Genomic DNA, 17,481 nt, shown 5'->3' on the forward strand with positions numbered 1-17,481 from the left:
GTTTGCGCCAAAGTTAGTCGTTGGTGCGCTGCGCGGTGTCGGGCTGTGGATTCAGTGGCCCGACGGCCACCGCAAGGACCCCAATCCCGGTATGCGCGGCAAGCACTGCGGGTAAGGATTCGATCTGCACCGGCTCCTCGCTCAGCGAAGCCAGCTCGTTGGCCACCTCGGTGGCCAGTTCCGCGGCCCCAAAATGCATCACTCCGATGCGCACCGGCCCGGCAGCCTTGCTGGCCGCGTCGGTACCCAGCGCTACGAGACGAGCCTGGGCTCGAGCAAAAGAACGCGGCTTTTCAATGGGTTGAATCAGCCCATCATCGATGTGCAGGATTGGTTTAACGTTGAGCAGATTACCAAGCACCGAGGACATCGTGCTGATCCGCCCACCACGGCGTAACTGCTCTAGGCTGGGCACCGCAAAATAGACAGAATTTTGTGTGGCCGAACGCGCGATCTGGGCCAACATTTCGAGCGGCGCACCGGCCTGCCGGGCGGCCAGCACATCGGCGACGGCAAAACCTTGGGACATCGCTACGGTACGCGTATCGACCACCGTTACCGGCAGCTGAACATCATTTGCTGCCAGCCGGGCGGCGTCCACCGTGCCCGAAAGCTGACCGGACATGTGAATAGAGATAATTGACTCACAACCAGCATCCTGCAACTGCCGGTAAACCCGGGTGAATTCCCCCGGTGCTGGGCGTGAGGTCTTCACCGATTTGCCCATTGCCAGGCCCATCATCAGCGCGTTCAGATCATCACCGTGCACATGGTTGTCGACGATAATGGGGATATTCACGCAGGCGAAGTCGGCGCTTTGCAGCAAACTACTAGGCAGGCAGGCGGCGGAGTCGGTGACCACGCCGATCCGGGTACGCGAAAGCCCACGCGGGGCCAGCCATTTAGGCAGCCAGCCCGCGCGTGGACTCTTTGTGCGTTCGCTCATGGGTTGAGCCTACGGTGCCGGAACCACATTCACGAGCTTCGGCGCACGGACGATCACTTTCAGCGGCTCCTTGCCATCGAGCATGCGGATCACCGTTTCGTGAGCCAGAGCCTGCGCACGCAGATCGTCCTCGGAAATGTCCAGCGGAACTTCTAAGCGCGCGCGGACCTTGCCCTTGATCTGCACCACGGCGGTGACGGTGTCATCAACCAGCAACGACTCGTCAACCTGCGGCCAGGCGCTATTTACGACGCTTGGCTCGTAGCCCAGCTGGGACCACATATCTTCGGCGGTGTATGGCGCAAACATGCTCAGCAGCTGCGCGGTGACCGTCGCCGCCTCGCGTACCGCAGGGTCACTTGCGCCGGCACCGGAATCGATGGTTTTACGCGCCGCGTTGACCAATTCCATGGTCTTGGCGATCACCACGTTAAACTTGCCCGAGTCCAGCAGCTGAGCGGCCTCGTGCACGGTGCGGTGAGTGACCTGACGCAAGGACTTCTCGCCGGTGGTGTAATCCACGCCCTGTGCGCTTTGCACGTCCTGGGCGATACGCCAGGCGCGCGCCAAGAACTTCTGCGAGCCCGATGGGGACACATCGGCCCAGTCCACGTCGTCCTCCGGTGGGGAGGCGAAGATCATCGTCAGACGCACCGCGTCCACACCAAACTTGTCCAGCTGCTCGCCCAAGTCAACACCGTTGCCCAGCGACTTGCTCATCGCCTTGCCACCGTTGAGCACCTGGCCCTGGTTCAGCAGCGCGCTAAATGGTTCGTCCACGTCGATCAAGCCCAGATCAAAAATGACCTTGGTGAAGAAGCGCGAGTAGAGCAGGTGCAAAATCGCGTGCTCCACGCCGCCGACGTACTGGCCTACCGGCATCCAATCGCGCACGGCCTGCGGGTCAAAAGGACCCTCGGTGTAGTGCGGGGAAACAAAACGCAGGAAGTACCAGGAGGAATCGACAAAGGTATCCATGGTGTCGGTGTCACGCTTGGCGGCGCCACCACACTTCGGGCAGTCCACGTTGACCCACTCTTCGACGGCAGCCAGCGGACTGGTGCCCTTCGGAGCGAGCTGCTCGCCGCGCAGGTTATCTGGCAGGCGTACCGGTAGCTGGTCATCGGGAACCGGGACCTCACCGCAGTCGGCACAATGAATGATCGGGATCGGGGTACCCCAGAAGCGCTGGCGGGAGAGCAGCCAGTCGCGCAGCCGGTAGTTGATCGTGTGCTCACCGGTGCCGGCGGCCTCAACAATCTCGATCGCCTTCGCGACGGCCTCGGTCTTGGTCAAACCGGAGAGCTCACCGGAGTTGATCAGTTGGCCCTCGCCGGTGGTCGCGGTTCCGGAAACTGCCGGATCCTCTTCACCGGTTTCGACGACCACGCGCACCGGCAGGTCAAAGGTGCGAGCAAAGTCCAAGTCACGCTGGTCGTGCGCGGGCACGGCCATAATTGCACCGGTACCGTAATCGGCCAGCACATAGTCCGCGGCCCAGACCGGCAGCTTCTCGCCAGAGAGTGGATTGATCGCGTAACGACCCAAGAACACGCCGGTCTTCTCACGTTCCGAAGACTGACGTTCGATCTCGGAGAGCGCTTTAACCTGCTCCTGGTATTCTTCCAGGGCGGCGCGGTGCTCATCGGTGACCAGCTCGCCAGCCAGCGCGGCGTCGGCGGCAACAACCATGAAGGTCGCACCGTACAAGGTGTCCGGACGGGTGGTGAAGACCGGGATCTTCACCTCTTCCAACTGATCCTGCGCGGCGATGCCGAAGGTCACCTGGGCGCCCTCGGAACGGCCGATCCAGTTCTTCTGCATCAGCAACACGCGCTCAGGCCAGTGACCCTTGAGCCCGTCCATATCTTCAAGCAGACGATCCGCGTAATCGGTGATCTTGAAGTACCACTGGTTCAGGCTCTTCTTGGTCACCGCGGTGCCACAACGCTCACAGGCACCGTTAACTACCTGCTCATTAGCCAACACGGTCTGGTCCGTCGGGCACCAGTTCACCGGGTGGTCCTTGCGGTAGGCCAAGCCCTTTTCGTAAAACTTATTAAACAGCCACTGGGTCCAGCGGTAGTATTCCGGATCCGAGGTGTGCAACCGGCGATCCCAGTCGGCGGAGATCGCGTAACGCTTGAAGCTCTCCGCCTGGGTGTCAATGTTTTTGTAGGTCCACTCCGCCGGGTGCGCATTGCGCTTAATAGCGGCGTTTTCCGCCGGCAGGCCGAAGGAATCCCAGCCGATCGGATGCATCACGTCATAGCCACGCAACCGCCAGTAACGCGACACCACATCGCCCATAGCAAAAGCCTCGGCGTGACCCATGTGCAGGTCACCGGAGGGGTACGGGAACATATCCAGCACATAGCGACGCTCGCGGCTGCCGTCATCGGCGGGCTTGAACACTTCAAGTTCATCCCATACCGGTAGCCACTTGGACTCGAGGTCCTTAAAATCGTAGGTTCTGGGTTCGTTCGTCGATGATGTCACTGAGCTCTTCTCACACACTTGCGGAAAAATTTCCTGACGGAAAACTTGGTTCGGGTCCAGACACAACAAAAGCCCCCAAATCACCACTCGGGGGTACGGCCATTGGCCGTGCTTAGCCTAGGTTGCGCTGAAAATGCATACGCCGATTCTATCGCAGTTCAACTCGCAACGGCGCATCCGTGAAATGCTCGCTCCACCACCGAGCCAATGTCATCGCTCACAACCCTCGCGCCGGTGTCCGATGAATTCGCGCGCGATTATCCACAGCCGGCACCCACCATGGCCCCACACCTCGCTACCGGGTCAAGAATAGCTTCATGAACACGCCAGCGCTCATCGCCACCTTGCACACCCTGTGCGCCGCCCCGCTTCAGCTCGGGACGCAGCTCACCGGTGACATGATGCTGCGTTTAGGCTCCCTGACCCTGGCCCTGTTCACCGCCATTGGCCAGCTAGTGCATCAGCATCGCGATCCACGCCTCGTGCTTGCCTACTGCGACCTCGTGGAAAAATTCGCCCAGCAGATCCACCACGAACAACTGGCCACCGCCCTTGATGCGGAGCTCAGCGGCGCACACGCGCTGAGCCTTGAAAGCTTCGATCAGTTGCGCGCCGGCACCTGCATTCTGGAGGGTGAACCGCAACTCGCTGTGGGCCGAACCTGTTACAAATCTGCCGGGGACTTGCTGGCCTCCTGGTTAGGACTGAACTATTTCGAGGCACAACGGCGCATCGACGACGCCCACCTGCTCATCGGCCGGCGCACCGCCCAGGGCGAGTCTTGTGAACCACGCATGCCCCAGCTGGCCAGGCTCTATGCCGACGGCGGCGCAAACCGACGCAGCATCACGGTGACCGCCCGCAGACTTGAAAAACTCGAACCCAAAGACACCACCTTCGACGGCACACCGGCGCAGCTCACCGCCAGGGACACCGACGGGCAACTCTTAGAGACCCACGCCGCACGCGCCTTAGCGCAGCTTGGTCCCAATGCCGCGAGTAAGGAGATCAGTACCCGGATCGGGATCTACAAGGAACTGCACTGCGAAAAACAACCACCGGCGCTGGGCCTATTCATCGGCCCGGTCATCGACGGCGTTCATGAATTCACCCTGCGCACCTTGGCCGCCCACGCTCAGGTAATCCGTTCGATCCGCGTGCAATCCGCAGACTGGCGCACCCAAGCGGGCAAGGCCGCACGTCACGCAACCGCAGAGCCTGCCGCTTTCGTTCCTGATCCGTCGCCAGAAACCAAAGCGCAGCAGCCAGTTGCGCATCCCGCGGCAACGCCCAGCACCCCAACATGGTTACAGCCCGAGACCCCGATGCCCGCATGGGCTAAGCCGGCGGACAAGCAATCTGAAGCCGATGGCACCCCGAACTGCACCACGAAGCCCGAACCAACGGGCAATCACGAAGAGACGGTGACTTCCGAGCTGCGCGCACTGAACGCCTTCATGGCCATCCTCACCTCGCCTGCCAGCGGAGGCAAAATCAAACCAGTCATTCCACGCATCTTTGTTTACATGTGGCTAAGTGACCTACAGAATCTCGCCGAAGCCCACGCCGTCACCTCAAATGGGGTGCACTTACCGCCTGGAGAACTTCGACGAACGTTAGCCGAAGCCAACATCATTCCGGTTGTCCTAGGCGGCAACAGCCAACCACTAGATCTAGGTCGATCCAGGCGCTATCACGAGGGGTACGTCAGGGCGGCAGTGTTAGCCCGAGATCGCGGCTGCATCGTGCCCGACTGCACTACACCGCCAGATCACGTAGAAATTGATCACTATCAACGCTCGTGGGCCGACGGTGGTACTACCAGCGTGCAGTCCGGGGCAGGATTGTGTCCCGATGGGCACCACAGTCGCCACGTGGATCAGATTAAAATCGTCGATGTCGATGGCCTACCCCACGTGATCCTGCCAGCGCATCTTGACCCTGAGCAAAAACCTCGGCGCAACACCTATTGGGGAGCCCTGCAATTAGGCGATGCGCCCGATCATGAGGCCGCACCTGTAGCTCCACCCGATCCATCTGGTTCAACTGATCCGCCTGGTTCACCCGAGGAAAGTTAACCAGCAGACCGTGCCCGCCGACCCCCAATCCCCCACCGGCCGGCACCGAAAAAAACGCAGACCCCGAACCCTTTGCTCATGGGTTCGAGGTCTGCGTTTGTGCGTGGTGAGGCTGACTAAGCTTTGGTGTCTTCGTCCACCCAGTCAAAGGTGCGAGTCACGGCCTTCTTCCACAGGCGCAGGCTGCGTTCGCGCTCTGCGTCCTCCATCGCCGGCTCCCACCGCTTGTCCTCAGACCAGTTCGATTCCAGTTCGCCAAGGTCCTTCCAGAAGCCCACCGCGAGCCCGGCCGCATAGGCGGCACCCAGTGCGGTGGTTTCGGTGACCTTTGGACGAACCACAGGCACCCCAAGAATGTCGGCCTGGAACTGCATCAATGCCTCGTTGGCCACCATGCCACCGTCGACCTTCAACTCGGTCAGCGGTACCTCGGCGTCGGCGTTGACTGCGTCCAGCACCTCGCGGGTCTGGAATGCGGTAGCTTCCAAGGCGGCACGGGCGATGTGGTTTTTGTTCGCAAAGCGGGTCAAACCCACTATCGCGCCACGTGCTTCGGCCCGCCAATAAGGTGCGAAGAGACCGGAGAAAGCAGGCACGATGTACACGCCACCGTTGTTATCGACCTTGGCCGCCAGCTCTTCAATCTCTGGAGCGGTAGCGATCATGCCGATATTGTCTCGTAGCCACTGAACCAGGGAACCGGCTACCGCGATAGAGCCTTCCAGCGCGTAGACCGGAGCGGCGTCGCCCAGCTTGTAGGCCATCGTGGTCAGCAGCCCGTTGGACGAATGCACGATCTCGGTGCCGGTGTTGAAGATCAAGAAGCAGCCGGTGCCATAGGTGTTCTTCGCGGTACCCGCGGTGAACGCGGCCTGTCCGAAGGTGGCTGCCTGCTGGTCACCTAAAATGCCGGCCACAGGCACTTCGCGTAGCAACTGGTTGCCAGCCACGGTGCCATACACCTCGGAGGAGGAACGGATCTGCGGCATCATCGATACCGGCACACCAAAGTCGGCAAGGATTTCTTCATCCCAGGCCAGAGTCTTCAGGTCCATGAACAAGGTGCGCGAGGCGTTGGTTACGTCGGTGACGTGCACGCCACCGTCGATGCCACCGGTCAGGTTCCATAGCACCCAGCTATCGGTGGTGCCGAAGATCAATTCTCCAGCTTCGGCGCGTTCGCGTGCACCTTCAACGTTGTCCAGAATCCACTTGATCTTAGTTCCGGAGAAGTAGGTTGCCAGCGGCAGTCCTACCCGGTCCTTGTAACGATCTACTCCGCCATTGGCAGCCAGTTCGTCAACGATCTCTTGGGTACGGGTATCCTGCCAAACAATCGCGTTGTACACCGGTTCGCCGGTGTTCTTATCCCACACCACGGCGGTTTCACGCTGGTTAGTGATGCCAACTACTTCGATGTCGTGTCGGGTCAGGTTCGCCTTGGATAGCGCCTGGCCGATAACTTCGCGGATGTTGTTCCAGATTTCAGCTGCATCATGCTCAACCCAGCCGGCGGCCGGGAAGATCTGCTCGTGCTCGAGCTGACCGACCGAGACTACCTCGCCGGCGTGATCGAAGACGATGGCTCGGGAACTAGTCGTCCCCTGGTCGATGGCGATAACATATTTTTCACTCATGATTCACATCTCTCTTTCTAGAACAGCAAGCCGGCGCCGACGCCGCCAAGTAGACCACCAATGACAGGACCAACGATCGGAACCCAGGCGTAGGCCCAGTCCGATGATCCCTTGCCCTTGATAGGAAGGATAGCGTGTGCCAGTCGTGGACCGAGGTCACGTGTTGGGTTGATTGCATAACCGGTCGCTCCACCAAGGGATAGACCGATGGCCACCACGAGCAACGCGACCGCTAGCGGGCCAAGCTCATGTGGTGTCTTACCGAAACCGGCAATCACAAAGACGAGCACGAAGGTACCGAAGATTTCGGAGACCACATTCCAGCCGTAGGAGCGGATCGCAGGACCGGTGGCGAATACGCCCAACTGGTTACCGGCGTTCTGCTTGTCGTCGAGGTGCTTTTTGTAAGCCAACCAGGTACCAACGGCACCGAGGAACGCACCCACAAGCTGAGCGAGGAAATAAAGCATGGTGTTGGCGAATGTTTTGGCAACACCGGGGGCATATTCGGCGGCGTCCGGGTTGATCAGCAACCCAAGGGTGACCGCAGGGTTCAGGTGCGCACCGGAAATACCGGCGATCCAGACACCGCAGTAAACACCAAGGCCCCATCCGAAGCTGATCGCCAGCCAACCGGCGGCGCTACCAAGGGTTCCCTTGAGTGCTACGTTGGCGCATACGCCCGAGCCCATGAGGATGAGAATGAAAGTGCCGGCTAATTCGGCAAGAAACACGTGAGTGGACAACATTGACCTCTTAGTGGTTTCGAAAGCCGGCGGCAACCTACCGCCGGCCGGTGCAGGTTACGCGAGGATGACCCCATGGCTTTCTGCAAGGACCGAGAGCGAATGGTCGATCTCGGCTGCGGTCTGGGTCTGATCCCAGCCCATTGGTTCCGCGAGGTGCGAGGCGACCTCGGTGACCAAATCTTTGGTGACCAACCCGCGGAAGGCGAGGTTGGTGCGGCGAATAAACACGTCGATCAAGCGGCCGACCTGTTCGTGCGCGACCAGGTAGGAAAGTTCCTGAACGGACAGTTCGCTGCTGTGCGTCAGCAGCTCTTCGTGCTCGCCAACTTCAGCAAGCACCCGATCCGCTCCGGTGCCATAACGCTCGAGCAGGACGCGTAGCCGCGCATGCGGAGCACGGTCCTCACGGGCCGCGTACCAGGCGGCCAGCTGGCCCTCATTGGTGGGGAAGTTTTTACCGCCGCCAATAGCCACACCTTGCGTGCTGTGCTTTTCACTCTCGCCAAGGAAGGCCAATGCCTTGCCTCCGAGGTTTTCAGCCAACGCGCGGAAGGTGGTCCATTTGCCACCGATCAGTGAAAGCATCATGGTGGAATCGGTCAGCCGGGTTTCCTTCACCTGGTAATCACGGGAGACGAAGCCCGGGGCGGTGTCGTCGTGGTTCGGCAGTGGACGCACACCGGAGAACTTGTAGACGATCTGCTCTTCACTCACGGAAATCCGCGGGAACACCTGGCCGATCAAATCGAAGAAGTACGCGACTTCCTCGTCGGTGCACACCGCTGGTTCACGCATGTCGTGTTCTAGGTCGGTGGTTCCCACCAGTACCCGGCCAAGCATTGGGTAGATCAGTACGATGCGACCGTCTTCGTTTTCGAAGAAGATTTCACGTCCTCCGGTCGCCGCCAGCAGCTCTGGGTGATCAAGCACGATGTGTGAGCCCTTGGTGCCACCGGTCCATTTGGTGTTTTTACCAAGCTCGGCGTTGGTCAGATCCACCCAGGCGCCGGTGGCGTTGATGATGACCTCGGCTTCAAAGTCGAACTGTTCGCCGGTCAGGACGTCGCGTAGCGTCGCGGTGCCGTCGGTGACGGTGGTTAGCTCCACGTAGTTGCTAGCGCGCGCCTGATCGCTGGCACCCAGACCGTCGCGCAGTACGTCGAGGGTTAGGCGTTCGGGATTGTGCACCGACGCGTCGAAGTAGGTGGCGGTGTATTTGACGTCCTCGCGCAGTTCGGGCAGATCCTTGCGGGCCGCCTTGGTGCCTTTAAAATTGTGCCATGGGGTGTTGCGTCCGCCGATGCCGGCGAACACGTCGTACATGATCAATCCGGCTTTAATGAGCGCCGCACCGCGCTCGGTCGGCTTGCCGGACTTGTGAGTTAAGAAACGCATCGGCGCGCTGAGCATGCCGGAGAACGTGGAAAAAATCGGGATCGTGGTCTGCAATGGCTTCACGTAGTGTGGAGCGATCTCCAGCAACGAGTTGCGTTCCTGAACCGACTCGTGGACGAGGCGGAATTCACCGTTTTCGAGGTAACGGATCCCACCGTGGATCATATGTGAGCTTGCCCCGGAGGCTCCTTGGCAGTAGTCGCCGCGCTCCACCAGTGCCACATCGATTCCCTGCATCGCGAGGTAGCGGAAAGTCGCCACACCGTTGATGCCACCGCCGACAACGAGCACCCGCGCCTTTGGCCGTGCACGTAGTTGCTCTAGCTGGTCCCGATTCACGATTACATGCCCCTTTTTTGACTGTTGGTGTCTGTCAACAGTTAGTCTTGTCACCATGGAACAAAACGGTCAAACGAAATGCACAAACGTGCAGAAATGGTCTGATTGATGCAGATATCCCCCGGGAACGGCCCCTATAAACTGCCAAATCCTGACACATCCGTGCATACGAACCCCAAAGCCAAGGACGCCTTACGCGCCGCACAGTTGTATTACCTGCAGGACATCAAGATGGAAGTGATCGCCCGTGAACTTGGCGTTTCCCGATCCACGGTCTCTCGCCTGCTCGCCCACGCCAAACGCACCGGAATGGTCTCGGTGAAGATCAACCCCTCGGCTAACCTGTCGGCATTAGTCAGCAACCAGTTAGCCGAAAAATACGGGATCAACGTGCATCTAGTACCCACCGACGGGTCGATGGATGACACCGAACTACTCCAACGTGTCTCGGCACATGCCGCCTATCTGCTGGGCACGATCGTGTCCTCCTCAATGACCATCGGTGTCGCCTGGGGCCAAACCATGCAGGCCGTCTCCGCGGCACTGACCGGCCACCCCACCCACGACTCGGTGGTCGTGCAACTAAACGGGGCGGCCAACCCGGTCTCCAGCGGGGTGCGCTACGCCAGCGAAATCCTGACCCGCTTCGGCCAAGCCTTTACCGCCCGCACCGAACAGTTCCCGGTCCCGGCATTTTTCGACAAGGCCAGCACCCGCGAGGCGATGTGGCAGGAAACCTCCATACATCGTGTGCTGAATATCCAACGCGAAATGAATTTGGCGGTCTTCTCCTTGGGAGCGGCCAACTCAAACCTCGCCTCGCAGGTGTACCGCGGCGGTTACCTCAGTAAGGCCGAGACAAGACAGCTCAGTGAGATGGGTGTAGTAGGCGACGTGGCGACGGTCTTTTTCGACAAAAACGGCGACGACGCGCACATTGAAATCAACGCTCGAGCCACCGGCCCCACCTTGGCAGAACTACGCAAGGTCCCAAGACGCTTCTGCGTGGTCTCGGGACGCGGCAAATTACAAGCCGTCCGCGGGGCACTGAATGGCAAGCTGATCACCGAGCTGGTCATCGACGAGGGCACCGCGCTGGCGTTGCTCGACGGGTAGGGTTAAATACATGACGCCACGCACCCAACTGGTCACCACCCATACCCTGCACGGATCCACCACCAAGGTCTACAGTTACCCGGCCAGCGGGAAGCCAAGCGCCGGAACGATTTTTGCGATCCACGGTTTTCGTGGCGATCATCATGGGCTGCAACGCATCGTGGACCAGCTGCCGCAATACACCATCATCGTGCCCGATCTACCTGGTTTCGGCTCCTCCAGCTCAATGGACCTACCCCATGACGTCGACGGATACGCGACGGCCTTGTCCACGTTGGCCGACGAGTTCGCCCTGCCTTCCAACACCATCTTGCTCGGACATTCTTTTGGCTCGCTGGTGGCCGCCAAGCTGGCTACCGAACGCCACTTTTCCAGGCTTGTGCTGCTGAACCCGATCTCCGAGCTGGCGTTGGATTCCTCGCAGGCACTGATGGCCAAACTCACCGGATTTTACTACGAGGTCTGCGCAAAACTTCCCGAACGCCTCGGTTCGGCGGTTCTGCGCTCGGAGTTATTCTCCGACGCAATGAGCGTGGTGATGACCAAGAGTAAAGACCGCGCCGTGCGCCAGTACGTGCGCGAACAGCACCGCGCCTATTTTGGTGGCTTTCATTCACGAGTAACCCTTGCGCAGGCATATCAGGCATCTATCGCGCACACCGTGGGCGAATACAGCGCAGATATTCACATTCCGGTACTCCTGGTCGGCGGCATGCTCGACGAGTTAGGCACCCCGGAAACCCAAGAGAAGCTCCGTGCAAGCTTTGGCGACGCGCGGCTAGTCATGCTGGGGAACGTCGGACACCTGATTCACTACGAAAAGGCCGGCGACACGGCGGCGGCGATCGACAAATTTCTGCAGCAATTGCCGGACTAATCTCGGGTTAAAGCACCTCGTCGGGATCCACCGCGATGGTCACTACCGGATCTTTAGCCGCGGACATCCGCGCCCGCAAGGCTCGCAGCGAGGTGGTAACTAGGTGCCCGTCGGCGTAGGAAAAGAACAGCACGTAGCGGTGTTCGATCGGCGGGCCATCAAGAATTGTCGGACCGTGCACCGCCAGCTTTTCACGCAGTTGCGGTGCCATGGCAGCGATTAGCCGTTCGGCGCCGGGACCGGAGACCACGGCGCTTCGTACCGCCGGAGGCAGTCCCAGTTCACGACGCTCCCCCAATTCACGCTCGGCAAAACTTGCCGGGTCATAACGCACCAGTGCCGCGCCGGCCGGGCTCGGCGTGCCGGTCAGCACCACTACCCCATCGTGCGAGGCCAACGAGGCGGCGCTAAACCAACGGCTGAGCACCTCCTCGGTATTACGAAGCGAGTCATGGGCCATCATTTTGTCCGCGTCCAGTAGCAGCACGGCACTGTATCCTCCGTCCACCACCGGCTCCACCCCGGGGGTTGCTACCACCAGCGCGGGTTTGCGCTCCAGCCGGCGCACCGGTTTGGCCCCGGTAGAAGAGATGACCGGCACCTTGGCAAACGCCTGACCCAACTCGTCCGCGGTACGATCCGCGCCAATGCTTGCCGCGCGGATCCGTGGCGAATTACATTCGGCACAACGGTATTCGCGATACTGTTCACCACACCATTTGCAGGAAATATGGTGGGTTGACCCGCCAAGTTGTAACGGACCCTGACAGGCCGGGCAGCGCGCCAACGTTCGGCAGTCCTGACAGGCCAGCGCGGGCATAAAACCGGTGCGCGCCACTTGCACCAGCACCGGCCCGGTTTCCAGTGCCTTGCTTGCTTCACGCCAGGCGAGCGACGGGATCCGAGCACGGGCAAGCACCGGGTCGCGTTCCATTTCAAAGTCATTGGTGGTAGCCACCACGCGCGGGGTCTGCGCGCGCAGCACCGCCCGGGGCACCTTGAGCTCCGTGGCCCATCCGGTAGCCACCAGGCGCTGGGCTTCGACCGAACGCGAAGGTGAGGCAATGAGCAGCGAGCAATCGCTATGGGTGCTGCGCAACAACGCCACCTCACGCGCATGCTGGTACGGCGCGCGCTGTTCGCGGTGGGATTGATCTGCATCTTGCCAGAGCACGATCAGCCCCAGCTGCGGTATATGACACTGCGCGGCGGATCGGGTGCCGATGACGATCTGTACCTGCCCGCCGATGGCGCGCAGGAAATTTCGGTACCGTGGGGTCGGCCCATCGTCGGCCTGCAGCCGCGCATAACTGTCTTTACCGAAGTGCTCGTCTAAGTGTTCGGCCAGTCGAGCCAGATCGCTGGCGTCGGGCACCAGCAGGAGCACGCGCTGCCCGCGGGCCAACACCGGACGGCAGGCATCAAGCAAAAATCCGGGCCACGAGCCATAAAAGTTCGGCACCCAGGTGGCTACCGCGCGCAGCGTATCCCCGTTGGCCCAGGCTTGGAGCGCCTCGGGACCCAGCTCGTAATGTTCGAGCTGATTTGGATGCTCAGGCAGCGTGGGGGCTACCTCTTGCAGTTTTTCCTTTTCGACCTTGGCCGCGCGTGCCGGGACGGCTAGGCGTACCACATCCCAGACGGTGCCGGCATAACGCTGTGCTACTAGTTCGGCGACTTCATAAACCTCGCGGTGCAGCACCACCTTGTCGCTGACCAGTTTAGACAGTGTCTTGAGCTTGATCGGCGAGGCGTAGTCTTCAAGCACCTCGGTGATAAAGCCAGGCAGTTGTTGCGCCCCAAAAGGCACCTTCACGCGTGTGCCGGCCACCGCGGTGGACAGCATCGACTCGGGCACCTGATAGTCGAAGAGCCGGTCCAGATGTGGCACGGAAGAATCAATCAGCACCCGAGCAACCCGCTTGATACGGGCCGGCTCGGGTGCTGATATGAGGGCGTCTTGCTGCACGCTAGGTCCTAGGCGTTAAACCAGCTGCGCAGCGCATCCACGCGGTCGGTACGCTCCCAGGTGAAGTCGGTGTCGTCACGTCCGAAGTGGCCGTGCGCGGCGGTTTTACGGTAGATCGGACGTAGCAAATCCAGGTCTTCGATGATGCCCAGTGGGCGCAGGTCAAAGATTTCGTTGATGGCGCGGGTGATTTTGGCCGGGTCTACGGTTTCGGTGCCGAAGGTCTCCACATACAGACCCACCGGGCGAGCCACGCCGATGGCGTAGGCAACCTGAACCTCGGCGCGGCGAGCAAGCCCCGCGGCGACCACATTCTTCGCTACCCAACGCATCGCGTAGGCGGCCGAACGGTCAACCTTGGAAGGGTCCTTGCCGGAGAACGCGCCGCCACCGTGGCGGGCGAAGCCGCCGTAGGTGTCCACGATGATTTTGCGTCCGGTGAGCCCGGCATCGCCTACCGGTCCGCCGATCACAAAAGGACCCGAAGGGTTCAGGATCACGTTGGTGGCTGAGGTGTCCAGATTGGAACGCTCAAGAATCGGGGTGACAACCTCTTCGAGCAGGTCTGCCTTCAAGGTCGCCAACTCGTATTCCGAGGCGTGCTGGCTGGAAACGACCACGGTGTCGATGGAGACCGGTGTGTCCCCGTCATAACCGATAGTGACCTGAGTCTTGCCGTCCGGACGCAGCAGCGGCATGCGTCCATTCTTGCGCACCTGGGTCAGTCGCTCGGACAGACGGTGAGCCAAGAAGATCGGGGTAGGCATCAGCGAATCGGTTTCATCCGAGGCGTAGCCAAACATCAGGCCCTGGTCGCCGGCGCCCTGCATATCGCGGGGGTCCTTGGCGGTACCTTCACGCGCTTCCAGCGAGTTGAATACGCCGTCGTGGATTTCCTGGGACTGCTGTCCGATCGAGACCGACACACCACAGCGCGCCCCGTCAAAGCCGTTGGCCGAGGAGTCGTAGCCGATGTCCAGGATGGTACTGCGCACGATCTCGGGGATCTCTACGTAGCCGTTGGTGGTCACCTCGCCGGCCACATGCACCAGTCCGGTGGTGGTCAGCGTTTCGACGGCGACCTTAGAGTTCGGGTCCTGCGCCAGCATGGCATCGAGGATCGCATCCGAGATCTGGTCGCAAATTTTGTCTGGGTGTCCCTCGGTAACGGATTCCGAGGTGAAAAGACGAAGTTCGGGGGTAGTTGAAGTCACCTTTTTACTCTATCTGGTCTGACCGACCGATTGGCTTTAGTTGCGACGTTACGTGACCAAACACCATATGGTGCGGCTCACTTTGTGACGTGCGGATGTCCGATTATTGCGCTGGCGATCTGCTCTATGACCACCCGGGCCACCTCGAGTTTGCTTCCCGTAGCCTGCACACTCGGAGCCTGCGAGGCAAACAGCACCTGAATGCTGTTGGTGTCTTGTCCAAAGGTCAGCTGCGCGCCCACCTCGTTGACCACGAGCATTTCGCAGCCCTTACGCGCCAACTTCGAGCGCCCGTAGTCCAGCACGCTGCCCTGCTCGTCACCGGTTTCGGCGGCGAACCCGACGATCAGTGAGGGCAGCGTCGCATCCTGCGCACGTGCCTGCACAATCTCGGCCAGAATGTCTGGATTGCGCACCAAGGTGATCACCGGAGCGGAGTGTTCGTCGCGCTTTTTGATCTTCGAATTTTCGATGTTTGCCGGGCGGAAGTCGGCCACCGCGGCGTTCATGATCAGCACATCGTGACCTGGAGCCTCGGCGAAAACCGCCGCGCGCAACTCTAACGCGCTCGATGCATGCACCAGACGCACCCCAGCCGGTGGGGCAACTTCGAGGTGAGTGGCCAGCAACGTCACCTCGGCGCCGGCATCACGGGCGGCCTGCGCCAGTGCCACACCTTGGCGGCCGGAGGAACGGTTACCCAAGAAGCGCACCGGGTCCAAAGGCTCGCGAGTACCGCCGGCGGTGATCAACACTCGCTGGCCGGCCAGGATCGGGGTGCTGAGCAACGGGGTGATCTGCGCAAAAATATCTTCGGGTTCTGGAAGTCGCCCCGGTCCGGAGTCTTTTCCGGTCAACCGCCCGCTAGTCGGTTCGATGATGGTCACCCCGCGTGCGCGCAAGGTGGCCACGTTGGCGCGGGTGGCCTCGTGTTGCCACATTTCGGTGTGCATTGCCGGAGCCATCACTACCGGGGCCCGGGTCGCTAGCAGCGTGCCGGTCAATAAATCATCGGCGATCCCCGCCGCCGCCTTGGCCATCAGGTCCGCCGTCGCCGGCACGATCAGCACCAGGTCGGCTTGCTGACCTAAGCGCACGTGGTTCACCGATTCGACCGCGTCAAAAACGTTGGAGGTCACGCGATTGCCCGACAGGGCTTCCCAGGTGGCGTTGCCAACGAAGTTTTCGACCTTCGCGGTCGGGATGACGTCGACGTGATGCCCGGCCTCTTTGAGCAGGCGCAGCAACAACACGGACTTGTAGGCGGCGATCCCAGCCGAGACGCCCAAAACGATACGCAACACGCGAAATATCCTTTGGTGATTTATTACCTGGTGGTTAAAGAAAAAAGATGGCGCCCGATCGGGGCGCCATCTCTCATATTAGTCTTCGGTAACTTCAGCCCGAGTGACCTTGAGCAGCTGGCTGTCCAGTTCGCGCAATGCGATGGTCAGTGGCTTTTCGTTCAACTTGGTCTCAACCAATGGACCAACATACTCGAACAGGCCTTCATTTAGCTGCGCGTAGTAAGCGTTGATCTGACGTGCGCGCTTTGATGCGTTGAGCACCAGCGCGTACTTCGAGTCGTTGGTCTCAAGCAACGAGTCGATCGATGGGTTAATGATTCCCTCTAGATTGGACACAGGACTCCCTTTAGTCATTCTTCAGGCCCATAAGGGCCACAAGCTCTTCGGCGGCGCGTGAAACATCATCGTTAACGATGGTGACATCGAATTCTGATTCCGCCGCAAGTTCTAGTTTAGCGGTTTCTAGGCGACGCTGCTGCTCCTGGGCCGTTTCGGTACCACGGCCGATCAGTCGGCGCACCAATTCATCCCAAGTTGGCGGGGCTAAAAAGACGAACTTTGCCTCAGGCAACGTCTCTTTAACCTGTCGTGCACCCTGCAGATCGATCTCCAGCAGGACCTTCTTGCCATTGGCCACCGCGTCGTCAACCGTGGAACGGATGGTCCCGTAGCTATTCTGCCCGTGCACCACAGCCCATTCCAACATGTCACCGCCATCGACCAGTTGATGGAACTTTTCAGGCCCGACGAAGAAGTAATGAACTCCATCCTCTTCGCCTGGCCGTGGGTCTCGGGTTGTGGCCGAGACCGAAAGCCAGACATCAGGATAGTTATCTCGGATGTAGGTAGAGACGGTGCCCTTACCTACAGCCGTGGGGCCGGCTAGTACAGTTACCGACGCAGCGGTCATTGACTACACTTTCGTTTTTGGTGGCGATTGCTTGAAGTGTTCGGTGATCGCCGTGCGCTGCTTGCGGCCTAAACCGCGCAAGCGACGCGAAGGGGAAATGCCAAGACGTTCCAGCAGGTTTGCTGCACGAACTTCGCCAACACCCGGCACCGATTCCAGAAGGTCCATGACACGCATGCGTCCCACAGCCTCGTCTTCGTATACCAAGTCTAGTACCTCCGTGATGGAGATCTTGCCGGTACTGAACTGGGCTTTAAGTTCTGCACGGCGTGTGCGAGCTGCCAATGCCTTGGCACGAGCCCGAATACGGTCTTCGTCTGAGAGTTCTCGCAGTACCATCGTTCAGCCATCCTTCATGTGTAGTGGACTAAGGCTATGAGAGTGAACATAGCGATCAAACGCGCATTTTGCAAGAGTAATCGCGTTGTGGCTACCAGAAACTGTA

At 60.2% G+C, this 17,481-nt stretch carries 14 protein-coding genes; 3 read left to right on the forward strand and 11 right to left on the reverse strand.

Annotated elements, in window-relative coordinates:
* Positions 1-13 precede the first annotated feature (13 nt).
* A complete protein-coding gene (locus tag CIK74_RS17720; RefSeq protein WP_096257742.1) occupies positions 14-946 on the reverse strand; it encodes a DegV family protein in 933 nt (310 codons plus the stop codon).
* A gap of 9 nt (positions 947-955) precedes the next feature.
* On the reverse strand, positions 956-3,445 hold the full coding sequence (gene leuS / locus CIK74_RS17725) for a leucine--tRNA ligase (RefSeq protein ID WP_170947944.1): 2,490 nt from the start codon (positions 3,443-3,445) through the stop codon (positions 956-958).
* A gap of 317 nt (positions 3,446-3,762) precedes the next feature.
* Here leuS and CIK74_RS17730 point away from each other — a divergent pair, with 317 nt between their 5' ends.
* On the forward strand, positions 3,763-5,523 hold the full coding sequence (locus CIK74_RS17730; RefSeq protein WP_096257743.1) for an HNH endonuclease: 1,761 nt from the start codon (positions 3,763-3,765) through the stop codon (positions 5,521-5,523).
* A 116-nt stretch (positions 5,524-5,639) separates the two neighbouring features.
* Here CIK74_RS17730 and glpK read toward each other — a convergent pair whose 3' ends face one another.
* From glpK to CIK74_RS17745, 3 genes are read right to left on the reverse strand one after another with little or no spacing between them, the layout of a single operon-like run.
* Positions 5,640-7,160, reverse strand: a complete 1,521-nt coding sequence (gene glpK / locus CIK74_RS17735; RefSeq protein ID WP_096257744.1) for a glycerol kinase GlpK — start codon at positions 7,158-7,160, stop codon at positions 5,640-5,642.
* 17 nt (positions 7,161-7,177) lie between these two features.
* The gene (locus CIK74_RS17740; RefSeq protein WP_170947946.1) at positions 7,178-7,909 is read right to left on the reverse strand and encodes an MIP/aquaporin family protein; all 732 of its coding nucleotides are present in this window, start codon (positions 7,907-7,909) and stop codon (positions 7,178-7,180) included.
* Between the two features lie 54 nt (positions 7,910-7,963).
* Positions 7,964-9,643 (reverse strand): glycerol-3-phosphate dehydrogenase/oxidase, encoded by a 1,680-nt coding sequence (locus CIK74_RS17745; protein WP_229677129.1) that lies wholly within the window; start codon positions 9,641-9,643, stop codon positions 7,964-7,966.
* Positions 9,644-9,805: 162 nt separating this feature from the next.
* On the opposite strand from CIK74_RS17745, the gene CIK74_RS17750 reads away from it, so the two are divergent.
* Both CIK74_RS17750 and CIK74_RS17755 read left to right on the forward strand, forming a co-directional pair.
* Complete coding sequence (locus CIK74_RS17750) at positions 9,806-10,759, forward strand: sugar-binding domain-containing protein (RefSeq protein ID WP_229677130.1); 954 nt, start codon at positions 9,806-9,808, stop codon at positions 10,757-10,759.
* 10 nt (positions 10,760-10,769) lie between these two features.
* Positions 10,770-11,636, forward strand: coding sequence for an alpha/beta hydrolase (locus CIK74_RS17755; protein ID WP_096257746.1), 867 nt, complete (start codon positions 10,770-10,772; stop codon positions 11,634-11,636).
* Between the two features lie 7 nt (positions 11,637-11,643).
* On the opposite strand, the gene CIK74_RS17760 is transcribed toward CIK74_RS17755, so the two are convergent.
* The 6 genes from CIK74_RS17760 to mihF all read right to left on the reverse strand — a co-directional run bounded on the left by CIK74_RS17760 (position 11,644) and on the right by mihF (position 17,375).
* The gene (locus tag CIK74_RS17760; protein ID WP_096257747.1) at positions 11,644-13,605 is read right to left on the reverse strand and encodes a primosomal protein PriA; all 1,962 of its coding nucleotides are present in this window, start codon (positions 13,603-13,605) and stop codon (positions 11,644-11,646) included.
* Between the two features lie 8 nt (positions 13,606-13,613).
* Entirely contained in the window at positions 13,614-14,819 is a 1,206-nt protein-coding gene (gene metK / locus CIK74_RS17765; protein ID WP_096257748.1) for a methionine adenosyltransferase, read from the reverse strand.
* Between the two features lie 77 nt (positions 14,820-14,896).
* On the reverse strand, positions 14,897-16,120 hold the full coding sequence (gene coaBC, locus CIK74_RS17770; RefSeq protein WP_170947950.1) for a bifunctional phosphopantothenoylcysteine decarboxylase/phosphopantothenate--cysteine ligase CoaBC: 1,224 nt from the start codon (positions 16,118-16,120) through the stop codon (positions 14,897-14,899).
* A gap of 81 nt (positions 16,121-16,201) precedes the next feature.
* A complete protein-coding gene (gene rpoZ, locus CIK74_RS17775; RefSeq protein ID WP_096257750.1) occupies positions 16,202-16,480 on the reverse strand; it encodes a DNA-directed RNA polymerase subunit omega in 279 nt (92 codons plus the stop codon).
* Complete coding sequence (gene gmk, locus CIK74_RS17780) at positions 16,473-17,036, reverse strand: guanylate kinase (RefSeq protein WP_096257751.1); 564 nt, start codon at positions 17,034-17,036, stop codon at positions 16,473-16,475. The genes rpoZ and gmk overlap by 8 nt, the downstream gene beginning before the upstream one ends.
* 3 nt (positions 17,037-17,039) lie before the next feature.
* Complete coding sequence (mihF, locus tag CIK74_RS17785; RefSeq protein ID WP_096257752.1) at positions 17,040-17,375, reverse strand: integration host factor, actinobacterial type; 336 nt, start codon at positions 17,373-17,375, stop codon at positions 17,040-17,042.
* Between the last annotated feature and the right edge of the window lie 106 nt (positions 17,376-17,481).

The sequence above is a fragment of the Glutamicibacter sp. BW77 genome (assembly GCF_002332285.1).
GTDB lineage: Bacteria > Actinomycetota > Actinomycetes > Actinomycetales > Micrococcaceae > Glutamicibacter > Glutamicibacter bergerei.

What these genes read in the sequence shown, in the direction of transcription:
- glpK (WP_096257744.1), bottom strand. Translation starts at nt 7,160, where the DNA reads ATGAGTGAAAAATATGTTATCGCCATCGACCAGGGGACGACTAGTTCC.
- mihF (WP_096257752.1), bottom strand. Translation starts at nt 17,375, where the DNA reads ATGGTACTGCGAGAACTCTCAGACGAAGACCGTATTCGGGCTCGTGCC.
- CIK74_RS17730 (WP_096257743.1), top strand. Translation starts at nt 3,763, where the DNA reads ATGAACACGCCAGCGCTCATCGCCACCTTGCACACCCTGTGCGCCGCC.
- CIK74_RS17755 (WP_096257746.1), top strand. Translation starts at nt 10,770, where the DNA reads ATGACGCCACGCACCCAACTGGTCACCACCCATACCCTGCACGGATCC.
- CIK74_RS17740 (WP_170947946.1), bottom strand. Translation starts at nt 7,909, where the DNA reads ATGTTGTCCACTCACGTGTTTCTTGCCGAATTAGCCGGCACTTTCATT.
- rpoZ (WP_096257750.1), bottom strand. Translation starts at nt 16,480, where the DNA reads ATGACTAAAGGGAGTCCTGTGTCCAATCTAGAGGGAATCATTAACCCA.
- CIK74_RS17720 (WP_096257742.1), bottom strand. Translation starts at nt 946, where the DNA reads ATGAGCGAACGCACAAAGAGTCCACGCGCGGGCTGGCTGCCTAAATGG.
- gmk (WP_096257751.1), bottom strand. Translation starts at nt 17,036, where the DNA reads ATGACCGCTGCGTCGGTAACTGTACTAGCCGGCCCCACGGCTGTAGGT.